This window comes from Candidatus Acidulodesulfobacterium ferriphilum, assembly GCA_004195035.1.
Taxonomy (GTDB): Bacteria; SZUA-79; SZUA-79; order Acidulodesulfobacterales; family Acidulodesulfobacteraceae; genus Acidulodesulfobacterium; species Acidulodesulfobacterium ferriphilum.
In genome coordinates, this window is sequence record SGBD01000006.1 from 1 (window position 1) to 19540 (window position 19540).

Consider the following 19540-nt stretch of genomic DNA (forward strand, 5'->3'; position numbering starts at 1 on the left):
TACAATTAATGAATTTGATATTACCGTATCAAAAAATCCTTTTTCAAACGGCAGAAACAAATTCGGCATCGGTTTCAAAGTATCCATAGACGCCGGCGAAAATATTCAGGCTGTCGTCCCTTCGTAAGGAGGGCTATGCCCGTTCCCTGCCACGAATCCCCCGTATCGAGCATTATCGTCTTGCCGTGCCTTTCTTCCTTTATTTTATTAAAGACGGCTGCCATATGCGCGTAACCGCCCATAGGGCCGTACTGATTTGCATGCTTTGCGAAATTATTATATGAACAGAAATAATCCATTGCGGAACCGGGGTTTATATCGTAGTAAAGGTTGAAAGAATCGCCGACAAGGTGTCCCGGCCTGCCGTTCATTGCGCGGGGGCCGATATTGACGGAAGGCTCGCGGTATAATACGGGCTTGAGATGGGCGTGCGAATCGGAGTTCCACATTATGGTAAGGTTGCCCACGGGCTTAAACTTTAAGAGATTAACCGGATTAATCGCGGCAGCGCCCGCGAAAAGAGCCGTGCTTTTTATGAAGTCCCTTCTGGTAATCTTTCGTAAATCCATTTACTATCAGCCTCCTGTTTTTGAAAGTTTTGTATAAGTTTATATCAGGGATGCAAAGATCTTTAAAATCCGGTCTTTACGGAATCCATAATTTGAATAATCTGTTTCGTTACGGCTATGATTGTTTTTTTCTGCTCGGCATTATTCTTAAAAAATCTGGAGAAATAAGAGGGCAGAAATGAAATCATTACGGTGTATTTACCCTCCTTATAAATGGCAATCCTGCAAGGCATAAACGCGGCATAGTTCATATTGTATTTTAAAAGTTTATAGCCGTCCATCAATTTGCAAAAATCGATAACTTTAAGGTCCGGAATCTTGTATCCTATCCCTTTTATGCCGGTGGATATAGGGGCAATCGCAAGAATGCTGTAATTCGCATCTTCTATTCCCTGCTTCAGGTCGAACAGGGCGCTTTTAAAGCTCTTCTTGACCTTGACGATATAAAACGGCCCCTTGGGAATTTTTGTAGCAAACGAGTTTGCGGGAAAAAAAACCGCGATAAAAAAGGATAAACCTAAAATAAACGCCAGACCGGCAACGGGAGGCGTTACAGCAAGCCTTCTTTTCTTCATCTTTACCTCTTGGTTTGTATTATAGTCAAAGTGTAAAAATAACATTCAAAAATTAACTTACAGAATTATAGTTGTAAATTTCCATGACAAACCGACCCGACCCAGTTTTTGCATTAATCACTGCCTTCTGGTTTGAGAATACCCCAAACTATCTCAAAAACTTTATCTTTATAGTCGGCTATGTTGCCTTTAATAACACCATCCCAGCTAGAAATAATAAACCTTATCGCAATTCCGGTTAAACTAATAACACCTAAATTTATATCAATAACCCTTAATCTCTTATTTTTTATTTCAAACTTTAAAAATTCTTTGAGTAAATCAAGGGGCGCAGATGAACAAATGCTCTTTCCACCGGAAAATATATCTTTATGCTTCGTATAAAATGCATATTCCATCATGCCCCTATTAGTTTCAGCCAATATAAAGATAGTGTCAATTATTCCCCTTATCTTATCCTTTGTCGTATTTGCATTTTTAATCGAAAATTCTAATTTTTCCTTAATAAAATTTGATGTCATTTGAAAAAGCTCTTTTGCAATATCTTCTTTGCTTTTAAAATGAACGTATAAGGCGCCGGTGCTTAAACCCGCTCTTTTAGCAACATCTCTTAATGTAGTGTTAAAATATCCCCATTCAATGAAAAGACTCATTGCAGCATTCATTATGTTATTTTTTGTTACGATAGACTGTTGTTGTTTTTTATTATAATTAATCATAACAATGGCTATGTAAAGTTAAAATCCGCCATTCTCCTTTCACTAAAAAAATTAACGGGATATTATTTATGTTATTTCCCGTCATTATAGACTGCTATCTGTATTAGCCTTTGTTAATAGTTATACATAACGGATGTCCGTTATGTATAATATAATATTCTTTTTTTATACCGTGTGTCAAGCTTTTTTATTTTTTTTATTTTTGTGTAAATTTTTTATAAAAAGGCAAATTAGGCTGCACTTATTTCACTTTATTCTTTTTATTCAATTTGATTATTTCATTAAATAATGATATAAATAAAAAAAAGAGATTTCCTTTCCGATTTAAATAAATCCGATGATTTTTAAAAATAAAATAAAATCCGCATATATTTGGCCGTTTATAATTATAATCGCATTAACCGGCATTTTTGCTCTGATTTTGCACGCGAAATTTTTCCATAAGCCGCAAAATATATCGCCGGTAAACAATATCAGTCAAAACAACGGCAAAAAGAATGCCTTGATTATCGGACTGCCTGCGGATGCCACCAATCTTATCGGCAATATGGCCGCCGACGCCCCTACGGCGGAAGTTACCTCTCAAATTTACGACGGGCTCGTAAGATACAACAGGAATTTTAAAATCGTCCCGGATCTTGCAAAATCATGGAAAATCGGCAACGGCGGAAAAACTATAACATTTTACCTTCATCATAATATTTACTGGCAAAACGGGCAAAAATTCACAGCGAAAGACGTGCTGTTCACATATCGTTTAATGGTGAATCCAAAAACTCCAACCCCTTATTCCGCGGAATACCTTAAGGTTTATAAAGCAAGAATTATCGGCAGGTATATTTTCCGGGTAACTTATAAAAAACCTTATGCTCCGGCTTTATCTTCATGGGGACTAAGCATTCTGCCCGAAGCCCTGCTTAAGGGGAAAAACCTTTTAACCACAAAGTTAAGAAGCCGTCCCGTGGGCACAGGCCCTTACGAGTTTTATAAATGGGTTCACGGATATGAGATAATATTAAAAGCAAATCCGCGTTATTTTATGGGGGCGCCCCATATAAAACGGCTAATTTATAAAATAGTTCCCGATTCTTCCACAATGTTTCTGATGCTTAAATCAAACGGCATAGACTATATGGGTTTAACCCCGCTTCAATATAGATATGAAACGGGCGGCAAAAAATTCAATTCACGCTATAAAAAATATATCCATCCATCCTTAAGCTTTACTTTTTTAGGCTATAACCTCTTAGACCCGCTTTTTAAAAGCGTCAAAGTAAGGCGGGCTTTAAGTTACGCGATAAATAAAAAAGAAATAATCAAGGGGGCGCTTTTGGGATTGGGCATAAAATGCTACGGCCCGTTTATGCCGGGAACATATTTTTATAATAAAAATGTTAAAAAATACGGATATAACCCTCATAAAGCCCTGCAGCTTTTGAATAAAAAAGGATGGCGCCTTAAAAACGGAATTCTGGAAAAAGGCGGCAGACCTTTTAAATTTACCATATTAACCCCGCAGGGAAATTCGGAGCGGTTAGCGGCTGCCGAAATTATCCAGCAAAATCTAAAAAAAATCGGCATCAGTGCAGGCATAAGGGTGATGGAATGGACATCTTTAATATCAGAATTTATTATGAAAAAAAGATTTCAAACCGTTCTGCTCGGGTTTACCATTACACCAAACCCGTATGACAACGCATCCATATTTATGGGTTCTAATATCGTCCCGAAGGGATTAAATTTTACATCGTTTAACGACCCCGAAATAGACGGTTTATTCAGAAAAGCGCGCGGGACATTTAATTTAAAAAAACAAAGAAAATATTACTTCGAGATTCAAAGATTAATTGCGGAAAAAGAACCTTACACATTTTTGTATATCCCTTACGCAATGCCCGTAGTAAAAAGGACGGTTAAAGGAATAAAACCCGCCCCCGCAGGCATCGGATATAATATAAGGAAATGGTATTATGCAGGGCAATAATTTTAAACTTCAAGTCCGGCCGGATATTTTAACCACGTTTTTCCGATTAATTTTTTGATCTCCAATAAGCCTACAATGAAAATTGTTGCCGAAAAAATCGTCATTAATTGAACAAAGCTAATTTGAACAAGATTGAATCTTTCGCCAAAAACAGGAATATAAACCGCCGCCATAAGGAAAGTTATCGCTCCCGCCCCCCATATGTCTATGGTGCCGTTTTTCAGTAACCCTAAAGAAAATACGGATTCTTTATCCGAGCGGGAAACGAAAGCTAAAGAAATGTGCGCAAAAATCCAGGCGGAAAATGCAAAAGTTTGAATTTTACCGATATCAAAGCCCTGTATTCTTGCCCAAAAATACGCGGCCATTACGGCAAAGAATAACACCGTGCCTTTTAGCAAGACATCCCGGATAGATTTACCGCCGAACATGTTTTCTTCCGACTTTTGCGGCGGCCTTAAATATATCCCTTTTTCTTCGGGTTCGGCCACAAAACCGGCGGATGCGCCTAAATCCACAAATAGTTCCAGAACAATAATCTGGATTGGCGAGAACGGCAGAGGCAAACCCAGCAAAACGGCGGTAAAAAAAATCAATACCAGGCCTGTTTTTACCGAAAGATAATATTTCACAGCCTTTAAAAGATTGTCAAAAAACTTTCGCCCTTCAAAAATTCCGTGGGTGAGCGTAATATAATTATCATCGGCTAAAACAATACCTGCTGCGTCCTTAGCGACATCCGTCCCTTTTTGCCCCATTGCAATACCGATATCCGCGGCTTTAAGCGCCAAAACATCGTTGATTCCGTCTCCGGTCACGGCTACTACTTCGCCCATTTCCTGCAATATCTTCACTATACGATATTTATGCCCTGCGGCTGTCCGCGCAAAGACGGATGTTTCCTTCAAAACGGTTTTAATATCGTTATCGCTTAATTTATCTAAATCATCGCCGGTCATTACTTTATCTGTTCCAAAAATGCCTACTTTTTCGGCAATATAACCCGCCGTCAAAGGATGATCTCCAGTTACCATTATTGTTCTGATACCCGCTTTCTTAGCAATACCGATAGTTTCTTTTACTCCCTTCCTCGGCGGATCTTCAAAACTGATAAGTCCCGCAAAATCCATTTCTTTCTCCATAGCATCAAAATCAAAATCATTTTGATGGGGACTCAGCCTCTTTGAAGCTGTTGCAATAACCCTTTTTCCCCGGGAAGTCTCTTTCTCCAGCATCGCTTTTGTTTCATTATCTATATAGGAAGATTTTGAAAAAACTTCTTCGGGAGAACCGCTTACATACAATTTAATAACTTCTTTGTCCTTTCTGACGACTGCTTTCGTTTTTCTGTTATTATCTATATTGCTTTGGGCTAAAATTTCACCGGGAGAAAAAAGGAGGCTTTTTTTCACTGCCCTTTCTTTAATGGATTGTTCTATATGGGAAAAAGAGTATTCGGTCGTTGCCCCGAGAGCATTTTTTAGAATTTCGTCTTCTTTTGCCTCGGGATAAATTTTGTCGATATTCATCTTCCCTACCGTTACCGTTCCAGTTTTATCGGTAACAATACAGGTGGCATTGCCAAGAATTTCTGCCGATTTTATTTCCTTGATAAGGAAATTGTGCTTGGAAAGGGCATATGTGCCTAACCCCAACACCATGGTTATGATAATCGGCAACTCTTCCGGAATAGTTACAAAAGCAATCAGAAGCCCTGTTAAAACCATCCTGCGCAAATCCTCGCCTTGCAAAATTCCAACGACGGGAATTAAAATAGAGAAAAAAAGGGCCAGATATACCAGTTTTCCGGCTAATGATTTCATCGCTTTCTGTAATGCCGTCTTAGGCGGCTTTAATTCTTTAAGCGTCGCGGCAATCTCTCCCATCTTTGTCTTTTTGCCGGTTTTTACCGTTTCCGCCTCGCCTTCTCCGCTTATTAATATAGTGCCGGCAAAAATTTCATCCCCCGCAATTTTTCTTTGGGGAAAAGATTCACCTGTCAGGGCGGATTCGTCTATTTCCGCTCCAATCGCTTTTTTAAGCACGGCATCGGCGGCAATCTTTGTTCCGCGAGTCAATACCAGTATATCGCCCGGCACAATCTCTTCCGAGGCAATTTCTTGAACCTTTCCATCTCTTTTGACTTTTGTTCTGGGCGCGGTAATTTTTTCCAGAGAAGCAATGGCTTTCTTTGCGCGAAATTCATTATAAACTTCGGCTAAAACCATAAGAAAAATAATGATAAAAATTGCGAGCGAATCGTGTAATTTTCCCCAAAGGGAATAAAAAAATCCCACCGCAAGCAAAAGCAAAATCATCGGCTCCCTAATTTCATGCCAGACAATTTTAAAAAAACTAATTCTGTCTGCCTTAAAAATTTGGTTATGTCCGAACTTTGCAAGCCTTTCTTTTGCTTCTTGAGCGCTAAGCCCGCTGTCGAGCGATTGATTCATTAAAGCACCGTTATGCCGGCTGTCCGCGAATAAGCCGGATATAAACAATATAAACCGAAAACGAAAAGATTATTTCCGATAGTCTAACCAGATAATTTTTAGTATAATTTAATTAAATTATTCGCCTTGTTATAATATTATACATTAAAAAAACATATAAATATTAAACCCAAATCCCGACTTAGAAACTGTTTTTAAGTATTTTAGTTATAGTTAATTCTGGATTCCCGCCTACGCGGGAATGACGCCCAACGGGTGAAACGATAAATTCTCTTAAAGTCATTCCCGCGTAGGCGGGAATCCAGAAAATAAATTTCTAAATCGGGATTAGGGTTAAGGAATAACCTATGAGTTTCTCCGATACGGGATTGAGTTCCGACGAGGTTCGCCGGCGGATTGAGGCCGGACAAGTCAACCGGACGGATCGTTTCACGAAGCGAACTATTTCCGCAATTATTCGCAATAATATTTTAACATTGTTTGTCGCCATATTGACAGCCGCGGTAGGCGCTTTATTACTTATAGGCGCATACGACGATGCGGTTGTCCTTGGCGCCGTTACGGCGGCTAATATTCTTGCGGGTATAATTGGAGAGCTCCGCGCTAAACGAGCCCTCGACCAGTTGGCTATTCTTATTCGGCGAAAGATTACCGTTATCCGCAACGGGAGCGAAGAAACCATCTGGTTAGACGAAGTAGTTAAAGACGATCTGGTTGTGCTGCGTTCTGGTGACCCCGTTATCGCAGACGGCGTCATCGCAGAGTCGTCAGGCCTCTTTCTTGATGAATCCCTGCTCACGGGGGAAGCCGATTTGATCGCAAAACATAACGGCGATCCGGTATTATCAGGCAGTTATTGTGTATGGGGAGAAGGCAGATACTTTGCTGCCGGGGTCGGCGTGGCTTCAAACGCCGGCGCACTTACCGCTCAAGCTAAAACTTACAAGATATTCAGGTCGCCTTTAGAGCGGGCTATCGGTCAAATAATCAGGGTTCTTATTGCAATTATGATACTGTTATCCTTTCTGATAGTTATGGCTAATTACATTCAGGACTTGCCGGTTGTGGCGAGCATTCTTGAGATAGCGACAATGATCAAGGCTCTGGTGCCGGAGGGTTTAGTGCTGGTTACGACCACGGCTTTCGCGCTCGGAGCCTTTCGCTCAGCCAGACGGCATGTGCTGGTTCAGAAGCTGAATGCGGTCGAGTCGATTAGCCATTTAACCGTACTATGCCTCGATAAAACGGGTACGCTTGGAACAAACCGTCTCATATTCGATGGACTTGAGGTTCTCGATGCAACGCATGGCGATGTAGCCGATCAGCTGCAAGCATTTGTCGGCGCGGTGCGCGAGAAGAACGAAACATTGCGGACAATAGAGGCTGTATTTCCGGGAATTCCAAGTAATCTGATCGATGAACTCCCGTTTTCGTCCAAAACCAAATTAAGCGCCGTACAAATTCTATATAGGGATGAGGAAGTCTCCCTGTGGCTCGGCGCACCGGAGAGTCTTATGCAGGGGCGTGCTGCAAAGGCGCAGGAAGATAAACTTGCCGGGTTGCGCCGTTCGGGATTGCGCGTGCTCGCATTCGCAAGAAGTCAGGCCTCGTTAAAACAGCGGGGCGATTTAAATATTCTCGCCTTCATTATACTGCGTGACGAGCTTAGGCCTAATGTCCGCGAGACTGTCAGTTTTTTTGGGACGCGTGGAATTAAACTGAAGATACTTTCCGGCGACCATCCCGAAACCGTAGCGGCTATAGCGATGCAAGCCGGCTTGAATGTCGCGGACCCGGTTTATGTCGGCGCAGATCTTGATTTGCTCACTCCTGACGAGTTTAAAACAGCGGTAATGCGGGGTCAGATTTTTGGCCGCCTCGTACCGCAGCAAAAACAGAAGATTGTCAAATATCTACAGGAAACAGGTGAATTTGTCGGAATGGTGGGGGACGGGATTAATGATATTCTGGCGCTCAAACAAGCCGACATCGGTATTGCAATGAAGTCGGGAGCGGCGGCGGCATTAGATATCGCAGACATAGTTCTTCTTAAAAATACTTTTGCGCACCTGCCGACACTTGCACGGGAAGGAGATCGTATCATATATAATATCAAACGGGTTGCCAAACTATTCCTGACAAAAAATGTTTATAGCCTTTTCTTCGTGCTTTTTTCCGGCTTTGTCGGGCTGCCGTTTCCGCTGAGTCCAAGATTTATTACATGGATTGATTTGCTCACCGTCGGTACGCCTGCATTTTTGCTAACTTTGATGAGCGCACATGTTCCAAAACAGACGGTCAACGATTTCTTGCGTGAAACACTGGGGTTTTCCCTTATCGCAGGACTGATTATTGCACTGGTCTCACTGATAGTTTACACGGACTTTTTCCTTTGGCAGAACCCGATGGCAAACTACGATAAAACAGCTGCCCTGTCGATAGTCATATTGATGGGTCTTTATATCGTCTATTATGTTACTCCGGTAGAAAGGAAAAGTGATTCTTCGCTGATGCAAAAGGCGGTAGTCTGGGCTATACTGGCGGTTGGCCTGATTTTGAATGTCCTTGCCGTCTATTGGGGCAGGCTAAGCGGCTTCATCGGACTCGTGGCGCTCGATGCAGTTTCATGGTTCATAATCATTGCGGCAGCCGTAGTCGGCAGCATTGCCTTTCATATTTTGCTTAAATCGTTTCGAGGTATATAATTTTATTTTTTTTATTATTTTTGATACAATTGTTTTAAATTATTTTAAAGAGACGCAGGCAAAAACGAAGGTTATTTGGTATATCATTAAATAAAATTAAAGGAACAGTATTTATGAAAAAAGAAATGAAATTAACCCATCTCGATGAAAAGGGAATGCCAAAAATGGTCGATGTTTCTCAAAAAGCGGACACCGTCAGAATCGCTTCCGCCCATGCAAAGGTATCGATGTCAAAGGAGGCATTTAACCTTGCGGTAAGCAAAGGCGGCAAAAAAGGAGATGTGTTCGGAACGGCTAAAATTGCAGGCATTATGGCTGCAAAACAAACCTCGGGGCTGATTCCGTTATGCCATCCGTTGAATATCGAAGATTGCGATATTACCTTTGAACCGGATGAAAATGAAAGTGCGATAAATATAAAATCCACCGTTAAAATATCCGGTAAAACAGGGGTAGAAATGGAAAGCTTGACTGCGGCGTCCGTTGCCGCGTTAACTATTTACGATATGCTAAAGGCGGTCGATAAATCAATCGAAATATCGGAAATTTATCTTATCACGAAAGAGGGTGGAAAAAGCGGATTATACACAAGGATAAAAGAAAAAGTCTGATTTAAAATCAGACACCTTTTCCCGCAATTACGGAAAGGGCGAATATTCCGGTATCCCGAAATCCGGCTCCAGATTAAACATAAGGTTCATATTCTGGACGGCTTGAAGCGAAGCACCTTTGCCAAGGTTGTCTATCACGCTAAAAATCTTTAAAAATCCTTCTTCGCCCTTATTTTTGCCTGCTTCAAATGCTATATGGCAATTATTAGAATAAATAACATTTTTGATATCGCAGTTTTGAATGCTTTCTAATATGGAAACAAACGGGCTGTCTCCGTAAAAATCATTATACAAGGTAAAAATCTCTCCTTCGGAAATACCGTCTTTTAATTTTAAGTATATCGTGGTCAGTATCCCCCTTGCAATGGGAATCCTATGGGGGGTAAATAAAACTTTGAGTGAAATACCGTCTTTATATTTATTATCCTTATTATTCGCTAAAAAAGCGGCGGTTATTTTTTCCTTAATTTCCGGCATATGCCTGTGCGACCAAATATTGTACGCTTTAACGGAATTTTCGACCTCGCAGAAAAGATTTGATAATTTTAAGCCGCGTCCGTCGCCTGAAATTCCAGATAGGGCATCGATTATAACAGGATTTTTTAGGTCAACGGCGTCTTTAAAGAAAAGGGGGAGCAAGGGTAAAAGAGCGCCTGTCGGATAACAGCCCGGGTTGGCGACAAATTGAGAGTTTTTTATTTTTTCATAAAAAACATCGCTAAGACCGTAAATAAACTTAGAATTTAAGCCGGCAAAATTGTGTTTCCCGTAAAATTCTTCATAAATCTTTAAATCGTCAAATCTGAAGTCTGCGCCTATATCCACGATTTTAACCCGATTATTTTTTTTCAAAATATTCGGGATAAGTTTGGAGCTTTCCCCATGCGGCAGGCAAAAAAATACTATATCGGATGATGAGGAGATAGTATCCTCATCGTAAGCGCTAAATAATAGATTCGAAATTGGATTTTTTTTAAATGCGGGCTTTATGAATAAAGGAAAAGCCTCCGAAAGCTTTTTGCCGGCAAAACTTTGGGATGTTATGAAGGATATGGAAACATCCTGCCTTAAAGAGAGCGCGTGGATTAAGTAAATGCCGCTATAACCCGAGGCGCCTATAACAGAGACTTTTATCATTAAGCATTAAAATCTTTACAAGCTGAATTTAAAAGCTAAATTTAATAAAGATTAAACAAGATTTGGCTAAAATAATAATAAAATTATCTTTTTGAAAACTGGAATCTTGCACGGGCACCTTTTTGGCCATATTTTTTCCTTTCTTTCACCCTTGGATCTCTTGTAAGCATCGAGGCTTTTGCAAGAGTTTCCTTTGTGTCGGGGTTAATTAAAAGAATCGCCTTTGCAAGAGCAAGTTTTATGGCGCCTGCCTGTCCGCTTAGCCCCCCGCCGGCAACATTAATATAAATGTCGAATTTATTTTCTATGGGATAAAATGCTAAGGGTCTTGTGGCAATCACTCTTAAACTTTCAAGCGGAAAATATTTATCAAAATCTTTTCCGTTAATCAGAATTTTGCCTGTTCCTTCTTTGAAATATACCCTTGCAATCCCTGCCTTTCTTTTGCCGACCGAATGTATAATGCTTTTTTTTGCCATAATCAGATTACCTATTTATTTTTATTATTTAATTTAACGCAATTAACAAAAACTTTGTATCCCCGCAAAGGCGGGCTGGAACATTGTTTACTTAGCTATTTCAATCTTTACGGGCTGTTGAGCCGTATGCGGATGATTTTCATCGGGATACACTTTAATTTTTTTAAGGAGGGCATCCGAAAGCCTGTTTTTAGGAAGCATTCCCTTTACGGCTTGTAAAATAGGATATGCAGGGTCTTTTTTAACCATATCTTTATAATTATAAGACTTAAGCCCGCCGGGATACCCGCTGTGAAAATGGTATTCCTTATCCGTTGTTTTTTTACCCGTCAACTTAGCCTTTGCGCTATTTATAACGATAACAAAATCTCCGTTGTCGGCATAAGGCGTCCAGTCAGGTTTATCCTTACCCATGAGCTTGTTGGCGGCAAAACCGGCAACCCTTCCCAAACTGACACCCTTTGCATCTATCAATATCCATTTGCTTTCCGCCATATTTATCCCCCTGCGCTTCCTTACTTACATGAATATAATTTTAACCAAATTAAGTGTAGCTTAATATTATTTAATAAATTTACTTTTTTGTCAAGGATTTTTTTGGGTTGGGTTGTTTATCTTGCTTTTACTACCACCAATATTCTGGATATTTTCGGTATTTAGAAAGATTGTTAACGAGAAGCGCCACCATTAAAAGAATAAAAGCTCCCAAACCTGCAGGCATTAAAGCGTAAAGAAAACCAAGCTTGTATATTCCTTTTCCGCCTATAACGGCTATAAGCGCGGTAGCCCCTCCGGGAGGGTGAAGCGTTTTTGTCGCATGCATAAGCATAATCGCGAAAGAAACTGCAACGGCAGAAGCTAAAGGCATACTGATATGCCCGAGCAGCTTATAACTTGCCACGCCTACAAAGCCTGAAAGTATATGTCCCCCTATAAGATTTCTCGGCTGTGCAAGGGGAGTTTTTATCGCGCCGTATATAAGAACGGCGGAGGCGCCGAACGAACCTATAAGCAGAGTCAGGTCGTACGGATTGAAAAATTTTGCCGATAAATATGCAACTACGCCTATACCTATAATAGATGCGAATCCCGACCAAAAAATTACGTGAAAGCTTACGCCGGTCGGACTCTGCCCTCCGCCTTTCATTCTGCTTACGTATTCCTTAAACCACATTTTTAAAATCCTCACAGATAACTTAATTTACTTTGTAATTTTAATTTTTCCCGATATATTTTATTATATCGGTCATAGATATTACCCCTGCCAGTTTTCCGTCTTTGCCTATAACCGGCATACTTTTTATTCTCTTTTCGTTAAATATTTCCGCCGCCTTTTTTATGCAAGTATCTACGGATACGGTAATTGCCGGCGAAGTCATTATGTCTTTAATATTGTTTACGTCTATAGTCCTGTGAAGATGCGGGGTAGGTTCGCCGATAAGATGCCTCACCACATCTCTGAAGGTATGTTTCTTTACGACTCCCGCGCTGGTTAAAATATCCGAATCCGAAATAAACCCCGTAACAAAATTTGCGTCGTTAACTACTGGGGCGCAGGTTAAGCCGTTTTCCGCAAGTAAATTCATCGCCGAATTTATACCTGAATCCTCGGATAAGGAAATAAATTTTTTGGACATCACCTCCCCCACGGTAACACTGTGAACCCTCTCTATCGCTAAGTCGAATGCATGCCTGTAAATCTTCATAAAATCGTCGATAGTTATGTCTATAAAGGTTTTGTGTTCTTCAAAGGCTTCTCTGATGTCTTCTTCCGTTATTTCGACACAGTTTTTCTCTTTCTTTTCTCCGTTTTCCATAATGATAATGTAAATTTGATTAATTAAATTTTTATTAAGTTATAATATGCGGCATATAAAAAATATGTGACTTTTGTCATATATTAAATTCAAAAATTTATTTCGAGCAAAACTCTTTCTCCAGAAATATCTTTTAAGTTTTTAGCCTTATACATTCTTACCGCCCCAAAACTGCATATATCCTTACACAGGTTGCATCCCGTGCATAAAAACGGCTCCAGTAATATCTTGCTTTTTTTACGGCTTAAAGCGCCTGTCGGGCATAATTCCCAGCAATTTCCGCAAAAAACACAATTTTTATTTAGTTTCGGAAGCCTTATATTTAGCGGCGACACTAAGTCTTTATTGTTTTTTAAAAAAAGAAAGATGCTCCTGCGCTTCTCGATAAAAAGTTTATTAATTTTTTTATCGTTTTTATCGCCCAAATCTATATAATTAGAATAAAGCTCGGAAAAAGGCAAATCGTCGACGGATAAGTCCTGCGCAAATTTTTTCGCGTTATCTTTAATACCTTTAATGGAATTTTTAAAAAACTCCCTTCTGCCCAAACTTTCATTTTTACCCTTACCGCCGTCATTTTTACCGCCTGTTTTTATGCCGTCTTTCATCCCTCCTGTTTTATTATCGTCATTTTTTAAGGCATCCAAAAATGAACGGGCATCGAACTCGCTAATGTTTATCTCTTTGAAATTTTCCTCCGCATTCAAAAATCCGGCTATTTCTTTTATCCTTTTAATAGTTTTGTTATGAAAATAGCTATATTTGCACGAATCGCAATCCCCCGTAATAAAAAATAAATTATTCCCCTCTTTCAGGCAGGTAATTATATCTAAGGTATCCGCCTCATAAATACATTCGGCCTTATCATTAATTTTTTCTATGTTTGTTTTGGAGCAAAAATAGTATATGCCGTCATTTACCGCCAGATATTTTTTTGGCTCTTCTTCTGTTTTTTGTTTAACGCCGAACACATAATTGGGACACATATAAAGGCAGGCATTGCAGTTTGTACAGCTTTTAAGAATTTGAATATCGGTATCGGTTATTTTTATCGACAAATCGGGGCATCTGTCTATACATTCATAACAACTCGCCATCGGGCTTTTCAGCCTGACGCAATAATCCGGGCTGACGGATATGCCGCCGCTTCCGCTTCCGTTATTTAAAAATTTTTCCAATAAATTAAAAAAGCTTAAGGGATTCATGGTATTTAAACGCCTATTATCTCTTTTTCAATGAAACCGGCGATCTTTTCGGTATCGTTTATATTTATTTGGGGTATTTTTAAATCTTTAATAAAATCGTCCCCGCAAACAAGAATCAAATTAGGGTCGTTTTTATATTTAATATCCATATCAGGAGAAATTTCTTTTCTTAAAAGTTCTATCTTGGGTATATTTAAGTCCTTAAACCCTTCTATTATAACTATGTCGGAACCGCCGAAAAATTTTAAGACTATATCTTTAACTCCGTGCGGCTTTTCCGCCTCCTTTACATCGCTAAAAAAAGCCATTTTTTTCTCCGAAAGAAGCATGGTTGAGTAGGCGCCCGCGTTTTTATGCCTCCATGAGTCTTTTCCCTGAATATCGGCATCGAAATCATGGTCGGTATGCTTGAGGGATGAAACCCTGTAGCCCTTTTCCGCCAGTATTTTTATTATCTTTTCGATTAAGGTAGTTTTGCCCGTACCCGATTTGGCGATAAACGAAACGATTTTAGGAGGGGGTTCCGCGTTATTAATATTTGCGTTATTTTTTGCCATAATCTTAGTTTATAACATTAGTTTCAGGCGAAATCCCTCTCGTCTGTTATCGTTTTTAATATGCTTACCAATTCTTTTTCATTTTGGGCATTATTGACCCCACTTCTTAAACCCTTTGATCCCTTAAATCCCCTTAAAAAACTGTACAGATGAGGCCTGATGAGTTTATGCCCTCTTTCTTTTCCGTAAAACAGGTTCATTTCTTCCATAAGCTCTATAATTATGTCTGTTTTTAGCTTAATATCGATTAAATATATTTTTTCCGGAAGAGTTCCCGCGTTCAAATATTCCGTAAATATCCACGGCTTGCCGATTGCGCCCCTTGCAAACATAATTCCGTCGGCAGAGATAAAATCCTGTATCCTCAAGGCGTCATTTATGGTAAAAATATCGCCGCTTGCATATACCGGAATAGCAATTTCTTCCTTAAGCTTTTTTGTCAGCGAGTGGTCTGCCGCTCCTCCAAACATAAGCGACCTTGTCCTCGGATGAAAAAATACCGCATCGACGCCGTATAATTCCGCAGTTTTACCGATTTCCAAAAAATTGACCGAATTTTCATCAAATCCGCTTCTGATTTTAATCGTAAAGATAGAATCTTTAACTGCCTGCCTGACGGCTTTAACTATAAGGGAAAACAACTTTACATCTTTCAAAATTGCGCTGCCCGCCCCTGTTTTCACAACCTTTTTGACGGGACACCCCATATTCACATCGATAACTTTAAAACCGTTATCGGCCGCCTTTTTTGCGGCTTGAGCCAGAATAACGGGGTTGCTTCCAAAAAGCTGGATACCGGTTTTATCTATGTCGTTTCCGGCTTTAAGCAGTTCCAGCGTCCCTCTGTCGTTATGCAAAAAACCGTCGGCGCTTATCATTTCGGTAAAACAAAATTCCGCTCCGTATTTTAATGCCATTTTCCTGAAGGGATAGCCTGTTATCCCGGCCATGGGGGCAAGAATAGAACTTCCTATATGTGGATTTCCGCCTTCGCGGGAATGACAATTTTTCATTTTATATAATAAGCAGCAAATAAATATTAATTAGGAAAGCTTGCGGGATTGTCCTGCGGATATAAGCTTACGGCATAATTAAGGTATTTTATAAATTCTTCTTTTGTAGGCGCTTTTCTGATTCCTATGTTAAAAACTTTCCTCTTTTTTTCGTACCATTTGCCGAAATCTTCTTCGCTAACATCCCTGACCTCTAAGAGCAGCTGTTCTATTATTATGCTCAATCCCGTTTTATTGTCAAAGCTTGCGCTATTTTCATCCATAAACTTTATCTCCAATTTGTTCTTGAAAACTCCGGCAGGTCTTCAAAATCACCCCTTATAGCATACCCTTCGTTTATATTATATATTTCAAATTCGTTATCTATAACAAAGGAATATATATTTCCGTTTAAAAATTCATCTTTATATTTAAGACATTTTAACCCCTGCCTTATAATAGCCGATAATATTCCGCTGCCGGCAATATCTCCGAGTAAAATTGCCCCGACTAATACCTCTCCGTCATAAACAAGCTTTCTATATACCTTTTCGCCGTCCTGAAAAATATATACTTTTTGCGACTCGTTGGCAGGATTTGTAAGGCCTATAGTTACTATAGGCAATCCGTATATTTCAACCGAATTTAGCCCCATCCCTCCCGGATATTCCCTGTAAACCCCCGCCATATTTGTGCCCGCCACCCTTCCTTCTTCGCACGCAAGCGGAACAATGGCAATAATGTTCGGGCGTTTATTAATAACATCGTAAATAACCGCGGCATCCCCTCCGGCGTAAACATCTTTTACGCTTGTCATCATTGTTTTATCGACAATAATACCTCTGTCTATCTTTACGCCGCTTCCCTCGAGAAAACCTACATTGGGCCTGACGCCGACGCCGACCACGACAATATCCGCAACAAGTTCTTTCCCGCTTTTCAAGATAACGCTCACAGGGTTGCCCGATTCATCCAGATTGATTTTTGTAACGGTTTCGCCAGTTGCGGTATCGATTCCATTCTCGTTTAACCTTTTTGCCGTCATATTTCCGGATATTTCATCTAATGCCAAACCTAAAACGCGGGGTAAAAGCTCCACGATAGTAACATGAAGTCCTAACCCCCTTAAACCTTCCGACGCCTTTAAACCTATTAATCCGCCTCCGACAACGATAGCTTCTTTATGTTTAGCGGCTTTGGCCGCCCTTTCCATTTTTTTCGCGTCATCGAACCTTGTAAATGTCCCCATCATAGGGGACTCAGGATTAAATCCCTCGGTCGGCGGAACAAAGGGGGTTCCCCCCGGTCCGACAAAAAGTTTATCGTAGCCTAATTTAGTCCCATCCTCGATAATAACCTCTTTGGAGGCTGTATCGACAGAAACTACTTTTTTTCCCAGCATCAGTTTAAAATTGTTCTTTTCGTAATAGTCGTCATCTTTGTACCAGATGGTTTCATCCGTTGTTTTTCCTTCCAAATAGTAAGAAATTAAAGGCCTCGCGTATGCCCTATAATTCTCATCCGATATTATCGTAACCTCTCCTATTTTATCGAACCTTCTTATAGCATCGGCACAGGATAAACCTGCGTACGAATTTCCAATAATTACATATTTCATAATCTAATCCCCTTTTTTATCCTTTTATGTTGGATTTTATATACGGACCGTAAATTTTTTTTGCTACCATAAGTCTTCTTTCGTAAGAATAGTTTTTAATCCCGGTTCTCTTTAAAGCCCCTTTTTTGCATGCTTCTACACATTTTGGAGTATCTTCGTCGGCACATCCGTCGCACTTTGCGGCAAAATGATCTTTCCCTACCCTTTCAATCGCCCCGAACGGACATGACATCACGCACATCCAGCATCCGACGCATTTTTTATAATTAGTAACAGTCCAGCCCGTTTCCATATCCTTATATCTTGCTCCGGGCATGCAGGCATCCACGCATGGCGCTTCCTCGCAGTTATGGCATATTATCGGAAAAAATTTATCGGCCTTTTTCTTTATATTAATCCTTGCCCCTGCGTATTTAGAACCATATTTCTCTCTCATATGCGTTTCGCATGCCTTAATGCAGGACATAAATTCCTCGCCCTCGCAACCGTTGCATTTTGAGGGATAAAGCATTATTTCGATCTGGTTTTTCTTGAGATCTTCTTTTAGGTTGGTAAGTTTATTTTTATTCATAAAAACCTCTTATTATATTATTATAATGTTATTATATTCTTCAAATCCGGCAATATTTTTATTAATTTATTGCCCATAAAATTTAATCCGTTTTTAAGATAAGCGGCGCTGTCCTTTTTAAAAAAACCGATAGATTTTTCAAAATATATATAATTCTTTGTTGTAGCATAAACCCACCAATAATATAGCGCCTTTGCCATAATACCGTAAGGTATGTTTTTAGGGTTTTTAACATCAAAAAATTTGTTTACTTTTTTAATTTTAACACTTTTTGCATTATCTTTCATTAAAGATTTATTATATGCCGAAAATACTTTTTTACCTTTCGCCATTTTATCTAAATCCTGTTTATTATTTATATTTATAAATATATAAGGCGGCAGATTTGGGCTATTTTCTGCTATATCCAAAATGGAATAATAATACACGGACGGCAGAAGTCTTAAAATATTTATCGCATCGTTAAACAAAAAATCATCTTTTAGACCGAGAGAATAATTATTGAGCAAGTCTAATATATGAATAACATCCTTTCTTTTATAGCATGCAAGCAAAGGTTCGACAACGGAATCCGGCCACAGCGGCACAACAGCCCCTGCCTTCTCTGCTTTAGCCTTGCTTATCAGCGCCCTTGCAGCCTCCGTATTAAAAAACGGGGCATCGCACTCCATGACCAAAATAAATTCGCCTGTCAGACTCTTAATGGAACTAAAAATACCCTTGACGGGACCCCTGAGCCCGCAATTTATATCATCGGAAATTAACTTAATATTAAATTTTTCTTTTTTATTTTTTCCGCATCTTTTTTTAATTATTTTATCCACCGCCAAGCCATACTCTTTTTTTTGTATCTCTTCCCTGACGGATATAACTATATCGGCGCTGACATCCAATGCGACATTTAATGCCCTTTCAATAAATGTAAGTCCTGCAAAATGAAATAGCGCCTTATTTTCCCCAAACCTTTTGGATTCGCCGCCCGCAAGAATAAGGCAGCTTAATTCCTTATGTTGTTTAATCATTTCAAATCCAAACGCAATTTTCCGCGTTGACCGTGTCCTTCGCTGAGTGTAACCTCAACATAGTTAAGCGTTTTAAATAATTCGTCTTCCTTCAGATCGCGGGCAAGCTCTTGAGCGAAGTAAACCGTGAGGTCTTCGATGTTCAGAGACGGGATTTCGATTTTAAAAATATCGGTTTTAGGAATCAGGTAAAGCTTATTATTTATTTCTATCCTGTAATGTGAATCCTTGTCCTCAATACGCTGAACACTTTCGGGATAATTTGCAACCAGAATTCTATCTTCAAAAGCAGCGCATATTCTTTTAGTCACGGCTTTCAACTTATATAAATGAACAATCCTTCTTTTATCGTCAAACTCGCCGTCAACCAGAACATCGACATAATGAAAATGGGGATGTATCCTTGAACAATCGCCTTTTCCCGGCACGATGTGCATGCATTCGAATGTTAAATCGGCCTCTTTCCCGATTAGTTCTACTATCATAGTCTATAAACCTCTTAAATTATTCATAAAAAATCTTTTAG

20 protein-coding genes are annotated in these 19540 nt (G+C 39.7%); 3 read left to right on the forward strand and 17 right to left on the reverse strand.

Annotation, left to right across the window (positions count from 1 at the left end):
* Nucleotides 1-74: 74 nt before the first annotated feature.
* From EVJ47_08630 to EVJ47_08640, 3 genes are all read right to left on the reverse strand, one after another.
* Nucleotides 75-569, reverse strand: a complete 495-nt coding sequence (locus EVJ47_08630; protein RZD13838.1) for a twin-arginine translocation signal domain-containing protein — start codon at nt 567-569, stop codon at nt 75-77.
* Between the two features lie 62 nt (nt 570-631).
* On the reverse strand, nt 632-1189 hold the full coding sequence (locus EVJ47_08635) for a DUF302 domain-containing protein (GenBank protein ID RZD13839.1): 558 nt from the start codon (nt 1187-1189) through the stop codon (nt 632-634).
* Nucleotides 1190-1257: 68 nt separating this feature from the next.
* Nucleotides 1258-1863, reverse strand: coding sequence for a TetR/AcrR family transcriptional regulator (locus EVJ47_08640; GenBank protein RZD13840.1), 606 nt, complete (start codon nt 1861-1863; stop codon nt 1258-1260).
* A gap of 337 nt (nt 1864-2200) precedes the next feature.
* Between EVJ47_08640 and EVJ47_08645 the strand changes: the two genes are divergently transcribed.
* Nucleotides 2201-3847 (forward strand): peptide-binding protein, encoded by a 1647-nt coding sequence (locus EVJ47_08645; protein RZD13841.1) that lies wholly within the window; start codon nt 2201-2203, stop codon nt 3845-3847.
* Nucleotides 3848-3849: 2 nt separating this feature from the next.
* On the opposite strand, the gene EVJ47_08650 is transcribed toward EVJ47_08645, so the two are convergent.
* The gene (locus tag EVJ47_08650) at nt 3850-6300 is read right to left on the reverse strand and encodes a cation-transporting P-type ATPase (GenBank protein ID RZD13842.1); all 2451 of its coding nucleotides are present in this window, start codon (nt 6298-6300) and stop codon (nt 3850-3852) included.
* Nucleotides 6301-6647: 347 nt separating this feature from the next.
* Between EVJ47_08650 and EVJ47_08655 the strand changes: the two genes are divergently transcribed.
* Nucleotides 6648-9005, forward strand: coding sequence for a cation-translocating P-type ATPase (locus EVJ47_08655; protein RZD13843.1), 2358 nt, complete (start codon nt 6648-6650; stop codon nt 9003-9005).
* Between the two features lie 125 nt (nt 9006-9130).
* The gene (gene moaC, locus EVJ47_08660; GenBank protein RZD13888.1) at nt 9131-9616 is read left to right on the forward strand and encodes a cyclic pyranopterin monophosphate synthase MoaC; all 486 of its coding nucleotides are present in this window, start codon (nt 9131-9133) and stop codon (nt 9614-9616) included.
* A gap of 27 nt (nt 9617-9643) precedes the next feature.
* Here the strand turns inward: moaC and EVJ47_08665 are convergent, their stop codons facing one another.
* From EVJ47_08665 to EVJ47_08725, 13 genes are all read right to left on the reverse strand, one after another.
* Nucleotides 9644-10753, reverse strand: coding sequence for an N-acetyl-gamma-glutamyl-phosphate reductase (locus EVJ47_08665; GenBank protein RZD13844.1), 1110 nt, complete (start codon nt 10751-10753; stop codon nt 9644-9646).
* Between the two features lie 83 nt (nt 10754-10836).
* A complete protein-coding gene (locus EVJ47_08670; GenBank protein ID RZD13845.1) occupies nt 10837-11232 on the reverse strand; it encodes a 30S ribosomal protein S9 in 396 nt (131 codons plus the stop codon).
* Nucleotides 11233-11319: 87 nt separating this feature from the next.
* Nucleotides 11320-11727: a 50S ribosomal protein L13 gene (locus EVJ47_08675; GenBank protein ID RZD13846.1), complete on the reverse strand. Its 408-nt coding sequence runs from the start codon at nt 11725-11727 to the stop codon at nt 11320-11322.
* A gap of 130 nt (nt 11728-11857) precedes the next feature.
* Nucleotides 11858-12406, reverse strand: coding sequence for an HPP family protein (locus EVJ47_08680; GenBank protein RZD13847.1), 549 nt, complete (start codon nt 12404-12406; stop codon nt 11858-11860).
* A gap of 40 nt (nt 12407-12446) precedes the next feature.
* Nucleotides 12447-13049, reverse strand: a complete 603-nt coding sequence (locus EVJ47_08685) for a CBS domain-containing protein (protein ID RZD13848.1) — start codon at nt 13047-13049, stop codon at nt 12447-12449.
* Nucleotides 13050-13138: 89 nt separating this feature from the next.
* Complete coding sequence (locus EVJ47_08690) at nt 13139-14254, reverse strand: hypothetical protein (GenBank protein ID RZD13849.1); 1116 nt, start codon at nt 14252-14254, stop codon at nt 13139-13141.
* Between the two features lie 5 nt (nt 14255-14259).
* Nucleotides 14260-14811, reverse strand: coding sequence for a molybdopterin-guanine dinucleotide biosynthesis protein B (mobB, locus tag EVJ47_08695; GenBank protein RZD13850.1), 552 nt, complete (start codon nt 14809-14811; stop codon nt 14260-14262).
* Nucleotides 14812-14834: 23 nt separating this feature from the next.
* A complete protein-coding gene (locus tag EVJ47_08700; GenBank protein RZD13851.1) occupies nt 14835-15824 on the reverse strand; it encodes a tRNA dihydrouridine synthase DusB in 990 nt (329 codons plus the stop codon).
* A 26-nt stretch (nt 15825-15850) separates the two neighbouring features.
* Nucleotides 15851-16087 carry a hypothetical protein gene (locus tag EVJ47_08705; protein ID RZD13852.1) on the reverse strand — a complete coding sequence of 79 codons (237 nt, stop codon included), beginning with the start codon at nt 16085-16087 and terminating at the stop codon, nt 15851-15853.
* A 5-nt stretch (nt 16088-16092) separates the two neighbouring features.
* Complete coding sequence (locus EVJ47_08710) at nt 16093-17421, reverse strand: NAD(P)/FAD-dependent oxidoreductase (GenBank protein RZD13853.1); 1329 nt, start codon at nt 17419-17421, stop codon at nt 16093-16095.
* A gap of 16 nt (nt 17422-17437) precedes the next feature.
* On the reverse strand, nt 17438-17992 hold the full coding sequence (locus EVJ47_08715) for a 4Fe-4S dicluster domain-containing protein (protein ID RZD13854.1): 555 nt from the start codon (nt 17990-17992) through the stop codon (nt 17438-17440).
* Between the two features lie 20 nt (nt 17993-18012).
* Nucleotides 18013-19014 carry a molybdenum cofactor guanylyltransferase gene (locus tag EVJ47_08720; GenBank protein RZD13855.1) on the reverse strand — a complete coding sequence of 334 codons (1002 nt, stop codon included), beginning with the start codon at nt 19012-19014 and terminating at the stop codon, nt 18013-18015.
* Nucleotides 19011-19499: a hypothetical protein gene (locus tag EVJ47_08725; GenBank protein RZD13856.1), complete on the reverse strand. Its 489-nt coding sequence runs from the start codon at nt 19497-19499 to the stop codon at nt 19011-19013. Before EVJ47_08725 ends, EVJ47_08720 begins: the two co-directional genes overlap by 4 nt.
* Nucleotides 19500-19540 lie beyond the last annotated feature (41 nt).